We start from the raw sequence: 9918 nt of genomic DNA, 5'->3' as shown, positions 1-9918 counted from the left end.
GCCGACCGCCGGCTGGCCGACCTGCTGGACCACGGCCTGCCGGTCTCCCTCGGCGGCGCCGCCGGCACCCTCGCCGGCTACCTGGAGTACGCCAGGATCGACGGTGAGCGGCCGGACCGGGACCCGGGCGAGTACCTCGACCTGCTGGTCACCACCTACGCCGAGGAGACCGGCCTCGCCCGGCCGGCCCTCCCCTGGCACGCGCTGCGCACGCCGATGGCGGACCTGGCGGCCGCGCTGGCCCTCACCTGCGGGGCGCTGGGCAAGCTGGCCGTCGACGTCCAGGTGCTGGTCCGCACCGAGGTCCGCGAGCTGGCCGAGCCCGCCGTCGCCGGGCGGGGCGGCTCCTCGGCCATGCCGCACAAGCGCAACCCGGTGCTCTCCACCCTGATCCGCAGCGCCGCGCTCCAGGTCCCTCTGCTCGCGGCCGGGCTGACGCAGTGCCTGGTCGCCGAGGACGAACGCTCCGCCGGAGTCTGGCACGCCGAGTGGCTGCTGCTGCGCGAGTGCCTGCGACTGGCCGGCGGAGCCGCGCACACCGCGGCGGAACTCGCCGAGGGCCTGGACGTCCGCCCCGAGGAGATGGCCGCCAATCTCGGGCTGACGGGCAGCCAGGTCGCCTCCGAGCGGGTCGCGGCGGTGCTCGCCCCGCACCTGGGGAAGGCGGCGGCCAGGGAACTGCTGGGCCGGGCCTCGGCGACGGCCGAGGCCACCGGCCGGCCGCTGGCCGACGTCCTGGTCGCCGCACCGGAACTCCACGGGCTGCTCGGGGCCGAGGAGTTGGCCGCGCTCTGCGACCCGGCGGGCTACACCGGCGCCGCGGGCGCGCTGGTCGACCGTGCGCTGCGCGACGGTGCCGGCCCGGCCACGGGACGGCCGACCGTTACCGGGTCGGGACAGAACGCCGTGAACTGATCGCGCCGGCGCGGCGTGTGATCGGAGGTGAGGGCCGCCGCCCGGCCGGGCCCACCCCGCAGGAGGACTCATGAACCCGCACCCGTCCAAGGTCGTCGTGGCGCTGCTGGCGACGGCGGTACTCGGCCTGGCCGCCACCGGCTGCTCGGGAGGCGGCAAGAAGGACACCGCCCAGTCGGCCAAGGGGGATTCGGCCGCCGGCCGGGGTACGGGCGGCGGTGCCACCACCGGCACCGCCGCGACCGGGTCCCCGGCCGGCGGCGACAGCGGCAGCGGCAGCGGCAGCCCGAACCCCAGTGGGAAGCCGTCCGACTCCGACCGCTGCCACACCGCCGACCTGCGGGCCGACATCCAGATCCAGCCGGACCACCCGGGCTCGGCCATGCTGATGCTGGTCAACAAGGGCACCCGGACCTGCACCGTCTACGGCTACGCCGGGCTCGGCGGGCTGCTGGCCGACAACAGCCCGGTCGTGGTCGGCACCACCCGGGTCCCCCAGCCGGGACCGCCGACCCGGACCACCCTGAAGCCCGGCACCACCGCCTTCGCCGGTCTGGCCTGGGCCTCGTGCAGCAAGTCCGACCCGGACTGCAAGGTGCTGGCGGGCCTCACCCTCACCCCGCCGGACGAGACCACCCAGGTCATCGCCTCGGTGCTCGGCACGGACGGGAAGCCGGTCAACGCGCTGGCCGTCTCCGCCGCCGGGATCCGGGTCGGCTCGCTGCAGCCGTCCCACCAGGGCGTCCTGCTCCCCTGAGCGGGCGGCTCCCCGCGGCCGCCGTCAGGCGTCGGTGCCGCCGGGGCGTCCCGGGGTCCGGCCGGACCAGCGCGGTTCCACCTGCTCCCAGGCCGGTTCCCAGGCCGCCAGCGCCCGCCGGTCGAGCACCCGGGACCGCACCGCGCACGACGCCCCGGCCGCCGTCGCCAGCGCGGACGAGGTGAGCAGACCCGTCACGAGCGCGCTCAGCGCGATGTCCGTCCCCGAGCGGGGCCCGGGGGACGCCTGCCCGGCGTCGTCGACCCAGATCTCCACCCTGCTGCCCGCAGCCGTACCGGGTGGGACGGCGACCCAGCCGGTGACCTGCCCGGCCGACGGGTAGGTCCAGGCCGCCTCGACCAGCACGCTGTCGCTGCCCTCGACCCCGGAGCCGGCCGGGGTGTCGGCCGCGTCCCCGGCCTGCGCCGCGGTGGTCGCGGCGACCCGGTGCCGGTGGTGGGCCTGCTCGTCGGCCGTGTTCAGGCCGTCGCGCCAGGCCAGCGCGGTCAGGGCGAGTCCGGCCACGACCGAGGCGGCGAGGGCGAGCACGAACCAGGCCACCAGGCGGCTGCGGGCCCGGTCGGAGGCACGGCAGAGCGGGTTGCCCTCGCGACCCGTGGCGCGGCGCAGCTGACCGCGGAGCGTGGCGGGCCGAGCCGCCCGGCCGGTCCTGGCTGGTCTGCGCGACATGGTGCTCCTCCTCGGCGGGGAGTTGCCGGGTACCGCACCGCGGACCGGAGCACGCGGACGGACCCGACTTCCAGTCTCACCCGTCCGGCCCATCGGGGCACCCAGGGCGCGGTCCGCCCGTCCCGCCCGCGCGGGTCCGCCGTCGAGGCGCACCATGGACACAGGGCGTCCCGAGGAGGCGCGGCATGATCCACCAATGGCACCACGGGGGCATGAACGGCTGGGGGTACGGCCTGGCGGCCCTGCTGCTGATCGCCGTCCTGGCGGCCGTCGTGCTGCTGGCCGTCCTGGTCGCCCGGCAGGCCGCCGACCGGCGCCCGGCGGCCGGACGGCAGGGGCCCGCCGACCCGGAGGCGGCCGCACAGCGGCCCGCCCCCGAACGGCTGCTCGCCGAGCGGTACGCGCTCGGCGAGATCGAGGACGAGGAGTACCGGCGGCGGCTGGCGGTGCTGCGTCACCGCGAGTGACGGACCGGCCTCACCGTGCGGTGAGGCCCCGTCCGCGTCGGGCTCAGGGCGCCGCGCGCTCGGCCATCGGCAGGCGGGTGCCGTCCACCTCCAGCACGCAGACGAGGTCCTCGCGGGAGCCCTCCGGATGGTCGATCAGGAGGTCGAACACCCGAGTCGGCTCCCCGGGCAGCTCGCCGGAGAGCAGTTCCGCGGCGGAGGAGTGCCGACGCCGGCGCTGATGGCCGACCTCCTTGCCGTCGACCAGCAGCTCGTACTCCGTCCTGCGGCCGTCGCGGACGGTGAGGGTGACCGAGTGGCCGGCGTGGTCGGTGTGGAAGCGGCGCTGGCGGCTCATGGCTGGCTCCCGTCCGGGGGCGGTGCGTCCGTACGGGTCCATGCTCCACCAGCCTGGTGCGGTGCGCCGCCCGCGGCGGGACGGGCCCTCGGGTCAGGCCCGCCGGCGCAGGGCCAGCGCCGCCAGCAGCGCGGCGCCGTCCGCCAGCACCGCCTCGTCGAAGGCCGCCTCCGGCGAGTGGTTGTACGGCGCGGTGTCCGGGTCGCGGCCGGGCAGGGTGGCCCCGAGGAAGAAGTAGGCGCCGGGCACCCGGTTCAGCACGAAGGAGAAGTCCTCGGAGCCGGCCAGCGGGTCGGGCAGTTCGGTGCAGCGGTCGGGGCCGAGCAGCTCGCGGGCGGTCTCGGCCACGAAGGCCGCCTCGGCGGGGTGGTTCACCGTCACCGGGTAGTCGTGCTCGTAGGCCACCTCGACGTCCAGGCCGTGCGCCTGCGCGATCCCGCGGACCACCCGGGGCAGCACCTCGGCGGCCCGGGCGGACGACTCCGGCGAGAAGCTCCGCACGGTGGCCGTGAAGGCGGCCTCGTCGGGGATCACGTTGTGCGCGTCGCCGGAGTGGAAGGTGCCGACCGTGACCACCACCGGGTCGAACGCCGGGAACGTCCGGGTGACCGCGGTCTGCAGGGCGGTGACCATCTCGCAGGCCGCCGGGATCGGGTCGAGGGCCGCGTGCGGCGAGGAGCCGTGGCCGCCGCGGCCGCGCACCACCACCCGCAGCCGGTCCGCCGCCGCCATGATCGGGCCCGGCCTGATCCCGGTGACCCCGCTCGCCAGCAGCGCCGAGGAGACGTGCAGGGCGTACGCGGCGGCGACCGGGCGGTCCGGTCCGGCGGCCGTCAGGACGCCCTCCTCGATCATGATCTCGGCGCCGCCCTCGCCCTCCTCCCCCGGCTGGAACATCAGCACCACGTCCCCGGCCAGCTGGTCGCGCCGGTCGGCGAGCAGCCGGGCCGCGCCGACCAGGACGGCGGTGTGCAGGTCGTGGCCGCAGGCGTGCATCAGTCCGGGCAGGACGGAGGCCGGCTGGCCGGCGGGGGCGCGCTCGTGCACCGGCAGGGCGTCCATGTCGCCGCGGAGCAGCACGGTCGGGCCGTCACCGCCGCCGCGCAGGACGGCGGTCACCGAGTCCAGGGCGCAGCCGGTGGTCACCTCCAGCGGCAGGCCGTCCAGGGCGTCGAGCACCTTGCGCCGGGTGAGCGGCAGCCGCAGCCCCAGCTCGGGTTCGGCGTGCAGGGCCCGGCGCAGGGCCACCAGTTCGGGTTGCAGGGCGTGGGCGGCTTCCAGCAGATCCATCTCGGGACTCCTCGCACGGGGACGACGGGACGAAACACGGGGGGGTGGCGGGGGCGACCGGCGTTGCGGGCGCGACGGTCGGCACGGGAGACGGCGGGCGTTACGGAAGGCGGCGGGCGTTACGGGAGGCGGCGATCGAACGCCAACCCAACATCTTGAAGTTTCACTCGATCGAGTAGCAGTGGCTCCTCCGGACGGCTCAGGGGGCCGGTGAAGATCTAGTGTGCCGCTTGGGCGGATCGGTGCGCCATCCCCGCCATCTCGCCTTTGCCACACCCCATCTGACGCTCCGCCACCTTCGCGGGTCGGCGTGACGAAACCGGACGAAGGAGCCCTGCCGATGCCCGTGGACACGAGCCCGGAGACACAGCAGGTACAGCAGCCGCAGTCGAGCCTGACGACCGCGGCCGCCCGAAATCTTGCCACCACCACCAAGTCCGCCCCCCAGATGCAGGAGATCACCAGCCGCTGGCTGCTGAAGATGCTCCCCTGGGTGCAGACCGCGGGCGGCGCCTACCGGGTCAACCGAAGGCTCACCTACACCGTCGGGGACGGCCGGATCGAGTTCGTGCAGTCCGGCCCCGAGGTCCGGGTGATCCCCCGGGAGCTGGGCGAGCTGGCCCTGCTGCGAGGGTTCGACGACGTCGAGGTGCTGACCGCGCTCGCCGACCGCTGCGTCCAGCGGGACTTCGGGCCCGGCGAGGTCCTGGCCGAGCGCGGCACCCCGGCCGACGAGATCCACCTGATCGCCCACGGCAAGATCAACAAGGTCGGCACCGGCAAGTACGGCGACACCACCGTCCTGGAGACCCTCGGCGACGGTGACCGCTTCGGCGAGCAGGGCCTGCTCGATCCCGGTGCCAGCTGGGAGTACACCGCCACCACGCTGACCGCCGGCACCGTCCTCACCCTCTCCCGGCGCGAGTTCGAGGCCGTCCTCGGCGGCTCGGCGGCGCTGCGGGCGCACCTCGACGAGTTCCGTTCGCTCCCGCTCCAGCGGCAGAACGAGCGCGGCGAGGCCGAGATCCCGATGTCGGCCGGCCACACCGGCGAGTTCGAGCTGCCCGGCGCGTTCGTGGACTACGAGCTCAAGCCGCGCGAGTACGAGCTGAGCATCGCCCAGACGGTGCTGCGGGTGCACACCCGGGTCGCCGACCTCTACAACCAGCCGATGAACCAGACCGAGCAGCAGTTGAAGCTCACCATCGAGGCCCTGCGCGAGCGCCAGGAGCACGAGCTGATCAACAACCGCGAGTTCGGCCTGCTCAACAACGCGGACTTCGGCCAGCGGATCCAGACCCACTCCGGCCCGCCCACCCCGGACGACCTCGACGAGCTGCTGAGCCGCCGTCGCGACTCGGAGTTCTTCCTGGCCCACCCGCGCGCCATCGCCGCGATCGGCCGCGAACTCAACTCCCGCGGGCTGTACCCGGACCACGTCGACCTGAACGGCCACAAGGTGCCGGCCTGGCGCGGCGTGCCGATCCTCCCGTGCAACAAGATCCCGATCACCAAGGAACACACCAGTTCGATCCTGGTGCTGCGTACCGGCGAGGACAACCAGGGCGTGATCGGCCTGCACCAGACGGGCATCCCGGACGAGTACCAGCCGAGCCTGTCCGTCCGGTTCATGGGCATCGACGAGAAGGCGATCATCTCCTACCTGGTCACCGCCTACTACTCCGCCGCGATCCTGGTGCCGGACGCGCTCGGCGTCCTGGAGAACGTCGAGATCGCGCACGGCCGTAACTAGTGGACATTTCACCAAGTTGACAGGACGGCAGGCGGCTCGGGCGAGCCGCCTGCCGTCGGTCCGGGCCCGGTGGTCGCCGCGGGACCGAAGAGCACCCGTGCGCCCCGGGCCGCCGCGAGCGGAACCGGGGTGCACCGGGGAGACCAGCCGCACCAGAGGCATCAGGAGTACCAGGAGCGCCAGGAGAGGGGTACGGCCGTGCGCAGAACAGTCGGTCCGGTGGGTGTCACCGCCGACCAGCCGGTGCCGGCGGGCGGGCCGCCGCAGCGCGGACCCCGGTTCCCGGGCCCCGGCCCGGCCGCCCACCGCCTGCGGCTGGCCGGGGCCGCCGTCGGCATGGCCGCCGTCTGCACCGTCCTGGCGAGCGGGGCGGCCGCCGCCGCGGGGGAACGGTCCGGCACCCACGGCCCCGCGCACCCCGGGCCGGTCGTCGAGGTCTGTCTGTCGATCCACGCCGGGGTCTCGGGCACCGAGGTCGACCTGGACCTCCGGGTGGAGCTCTCCGGCGGCCGGCACCCAGGGCACCACCACCCAGGCCCGCCACCGCGGCACTGCCCCACCCCGCCGCCCTGCCCGAAGCCGACGCCCACCCCGACGCCCACCCCGACCCCGACTCCGACGCCCACGCCGACACCCGCCCCGGTCCCGCGGACGACCCCGCCGCCCGCGCCCGCGCCGAGTCCGCCGCCGAGCACGCCGCCCCCGCCCGTCCGGAAGCCCACGCCGCGTCCTCCGACACCGACGGCCGGCCGCCCGGCACCCGTGGTCGCCCCGCCGCTGCCGGAGCCGAGCCCGCCCGCGCCGGCCCCTCCGACCCCCGCACCGAAGCCGATCCGGCTGCCGCCGCCCCCGCCCGCGCCCGAGGCCAAGCGGCACCAGAACACCCCGCCGACCACCACCATGCTGCTGGTGACCGTCCCGGCGGTGCTCGCCGCAGCCGCCCTCAAGCCGCGTTCGCGGACCGCCCGCGGCGGTCGCGGCGGCAGGTCCTGAACCGGCCTCACACCGGTACACCGCCGTCTGTCTGGACAGGAGTTTTGCCATGTCGGAGTGGTTGGCCCTCGCGATCGCCATGCTGGCGGCGTGCGCCGTCGTGGTCGCGGTCGTCTTACTGCGGCACCGTCGGGTCGCCGAGGACGACGACCCGACGGAGACCCCGGACGTCATCGAGTACATGACGATGATGATCGGCGTGGTCTACGCGATCGTGCTCGGCCTCGCCATCGCGGGCGTGTGGGAGGCGCGCAGCGCCGCCCAGGACGACATCCTGCGCGAGGCCCAGTCGCTGCACGAGGTGAGCGAGCGGGCCCAGGTCTATCCGGCCGACTACCGCGACAAGCTGCGGGCCGACGTCGACGCCTACGTCACCTTCGTGGTCGACACCGAGTGGACGCACATGAAGGAGCACGGCGAGATCTCCGCGCAGGGCACCCGGCTGCTGGCGCAGCTGCGCGCGGACGCCGCCGGGCGCACCCCGCAGAACGACCTGGAGGCCCAGACCTACCAGCCGATCCTGGACCGGATCGCGATCGCCGACGAGACCCGCAACTCCCGCGGGCAGAGCACCGGGCCGACCATGCCCGGGGTGGTCTGGTTCGGGCTGATCGTGGGTGCGCTGGTCACCGTGGGCATGATCTTCACGCTGCAGATCCGCCGCTCGCCGCGCGAACTGTTCCTGGCCGGGGCGTTCAGCGCGCTGATCGGCTTCCTGCTGTTCCTGATCTGGGACTTCGACGACCCCTTCGGCCGTGGGATCTCGGTCACCACCCAGCCGTTCCTGGACCTCTTCCCCGGCCTCGGCGGGCCGAGCTGACCGGACCGAACGGGTCCGGACCGAACGGCCGGGTGACGGCGCCCACGGGCGACGGCGCCCGGCCGTTCCGCGTGCCCCGGCCACCGCCGGTGACGGTCGGGGGCCGTCGGAGGCGGTAGGAGTCGGTCGGAGGCGGTCGGTGGCGGTTGCCGGCCGGGTCTACACTGGGCGCTGTTGTGCAGGCACCTCGTTCGGTGAGGCGTCGCCACGGACACAGGCCACTGACCCCACGACGTCGAGAGACGCCCAGGTTCAGGACAGGTCTCCCCGGCCTAAGGGGTGACCCCAAGTGGCTGCACCCCCCGGGTGCTACGCCGTGGCGTGCCAAAGCTCTGACGAGTTCAGGGGTGCCCCACCCGTCCGCGGTGTTCCGGCCGCGCCCGGGGGAGTCTCCTGTGTGCCGTGCCCCGGCGACCCGTGCGGGCGCCCCGACGGCGAGGAGGTGAGAGCGGTGGAGTGCAGTAGTCCGGGTCGAAGTCGGCCCCAGCCCCGGACGTTCCCGTCCTTTCCCGGCACCCCGTACCGCTGCCACCGCCCGTCGTCCGTCCGCCTCCCCCGCTCCCTGCGCTGACCCCGGCAGGACCGTGCGGGGTGCCTGCGCCCGGACCTCGGAAGGCAGCGCTCCGGTGCCGCTCCCACCCGCCTCCCCCCGTGGACGCCGCCGATCGGCGCCGCCGGGCTCCGGGCGGCCACCGATCCGTGGAGGTTCCTGCCATGTCCGACTGGCGTGTGCGCGCGGTGCGCGCGAGCAAGCGTCCGTTCAGCCGTCCCGCCGGGCCGGTCCCCGCCGGGCCGACGCCGGCGCCCGAGCACTCGATGGACCCGAGGCCGGAGCAGCGGACGGAGTCCGTCTCCCTCGAACGCTCGGTGGTGGACGCCGCGGTCTACCGCGACGGCCGCCGGATCGACGCACCGGCCAGCCTGTCCGAGATCTACCAGCAGGTGCCCGGCAAGCCCGGCACGATGACCTGGATCGGCCTGTTCCGGCCCGCCGAGGCCCAACTGACCGAGGCCGCTGAGCGGTTCGGGCTGCACGAGCTGGCCGTCGAGGACGCCATCGTCGCCCACCAGCGGCCGAAGCTGGAACGTTACGGCGACACCCTCTTCGTGGTGCTGCGCGCGGCCCGCTACCTCGACGACGCCGAGGAGGTCGACTTCGGCGAGATCCACCTCTTCGTCGGCCCCGACTTCGTGGTCACCGTCCGCCACTCGCAGTCCCCCGACCTGTCCGCCGTCCGCCGGCGGCTGGAGGACGACCCCGGGCTGCTCGCGCTCGGCCCCGAGGCGGTGCTGTACGCCGTCCTGGACGCCGTGGTCGACGGGTACGCGCCGGTCATCGCGGGCCTCCAGCACGACATCGACGAGATCGAGACCGAGGTCTTCGGCGGCGACCCCGGCGTCTCCCGACGCATCTACGAACTGTCCCGCGAGGTCATCGAGTTCCAGCGGGCCACCCGGCCACTGCTGGACATCATGGCCAACCTGGAGGCGGGCTTCGAGAAGTACGGCACCGACGAGGAGCTCCGGCGCTACCTGCGCGACGTCGCCGACCACGCCACCACCGCCGCCGAACGGGTCGACGGCTTCCGCCAGATGCTGCAGAACATCCTCACCGTCAACGCCACCCTGGTCTCCCAGGCCCAGAACGAGGAGATGAAGCTGCTCGCCGAGGCCGGGCACGCCCAGAACAACGAGATCAAGAAGATCTCCTCCTGGGCCGCCATCCTGTTCGCCCCGACCCTGATCGGGACGGTCTACGGGATGAACTTCGAGCGGATGCCGGAGCTCAAGTGGGCCTTCGGGTACCCGTTCGCGATCGCCCTGATGGCCCTGGTCTGTGCCAGCCTCTATCTGGTCTTCAAGCGCCGCGACTGGCTCTGACGGCCCGTCCGGCCG

Annotated in this window: 10 protein-coding genes and 1 riboswitch; of the genes, 7 read left to right on the top strand and 3 right to left on the bottom strand. The window is 74.5% G+C overall.

The features are described 5' to 3' along the window. On the top strand, positions 1-915 hold a 915-nt coding region (locus ACIOFR_RS32230), incomplete at its 5' end, for a lyase family protein (RefSeq protein ID WP_401002781.1). Between the two features lie 70 nt (positions 916-985). After that, positions 986-1672 carry a DUF4232 domain-containing protein gene (locus ACIOFR_RS32225; protein WP_401002780.1) on the top strand — a complete coding sequence of 229 codons (687 nt, stop codon included), beginning with the start codon at positions 986-988 and terminating at the stop codon, positions 1670-1672. 24 nt (positions 1673-1696) lie between these two features. On the opposite strand, the gene ACIOFR_RS32220 is transcribed toward ACIOFR_RS32225, so the two are convergent. Further along, positions 1697-2362, bottom strand: coding sequence for a hypothetical protein (locus ACIOFR_RS32220; protein ID WP_401002779.1), 666 nt, complete (start codon positions 2360-2362; stop codon positions 1697-1699). Between the two features lie 185 nt (positions 2363-2547). Here ACIOFR_RS32220 and ACIOFR_RS32215 point away from each other — a divergent pair, with 185 nt between their 5' ends. Next, the gene (locus ACIOFR_RS32215; protein ID WP_401002778.1) at positions 2548-2829 is read left to right on the top strand and encodes an SHOCT domain-containing protein; all 282 of its coding nucleotides are present in this window, start codon (positions 2548-2550) and stop codon (positions 2827-2829) included. A gap of 43 nt (positions 2830-2872) precedes the next feature. Here the strand turns inward: ACIOFR_RS32215 and ACIOFR_RS32210 are convergent, their stop codons facing one another. Both ACIOFR_RS32210 and ACIOFR_RS32205 read right to left on the bottom strand, forming a co-directional pair. Continuing rightward, positions 2873-3166 (bottom strand): hypothetical protein, encoded by a 294-nt coding sequence (locus ACIOFR_RS32210; RefSeq protein WP_401002777.1) that lies wholly within the window; start codon positions 3164-3166, stop codon positions 2873-2875. A gap of 93 nt (positions 3167-3259) precedes the next feature. Next, on the bottom strand, positions 3260-4456 hold the full coding sequence (locus ACIOFR_RS32205; protein ID WP_401002776.1) for a M20 family metallopeptidase: 1197 nt from the start codon (positions 4454-4456) through the stop codon (positions 3260-3262). Between the two features lie 340 nt (positions 4457-4796). Here ACIOFR_RS32205 and ACIOFR_RS32200 point away from each other — a divergent pair, with 340 nt between their 5' ends. From ACIOFR_RS32200 to ACIOFR_RS32185, 4 genes are all read left to right on the top strand, one after another. After that, positions 4797-6209 carry a family 2B encapsulin nanocompartment shell protein gene (locus ACIOFR_RS32200; RefSeq protein ID WP_401002775.1) on the top strand — a complete coding sequence of 471 codons (1413 nt, stop codon included), beginning with the start codon at positions 4797-4799 and terminating at the stop codon, positions 6207-6209. 198 nt (positions 6210-6407) lie between these two features. After that, entirely contained in the window at positions 6408-7202 is a 795-nt protein-coding gene (locus ACIOFR_RS32195; RefSeq protein ID WP_401002774.1) for a hypothetical protein, read from the top strand. A gap of 49 nt (positions 7203-7251) precedes the next feature. Beyond that, complete coding sequence (locus tag ACIOFR_RS32190) at positions 7252-8022, top strand: hypothetical protein (protein ID WP_401002773.1); 771 nt, start codon at positions 7252-7254, stop codon at positions 8020-8022. Between the two features lie 179 nt (positions 8023-8201). Then, positions 8202-8376, top strand: a riboswitch (M-box (ykoK) riboswitch). A 360-nt stretch (positions 8377-8736) separates the two neighbouring features. Further along, positions 8737-9903 carry a magnesium and cobalt transport protein CorA gene (locus tag ACIOFR_RS32185; protein ID WP_401002772.1) on the top strand — a complete coding sequence of 389 codons (1167 nt, stop codon included), beginning with the start codon at positions 8737-8739 and terminating at the stop codon, positions 9901-9903. Positions 9904-9918: the final 15 nt, after the last annotated feature.

It is taken from the genome of Kitasatospora sp. NPDC088346 (genome assembly GCF_044740765.1).
Classification (GTDB): Bacteria; Actinomycetota; Actinomycetes; order Streptomycetales; family Streptomycetaceae; genus Kitasatospora.
The sequence above is the reverse complement of the archived record's forward strand: the minus strand, read 5'-3'. Positions and strand labels throughout refer to the sequence as shown.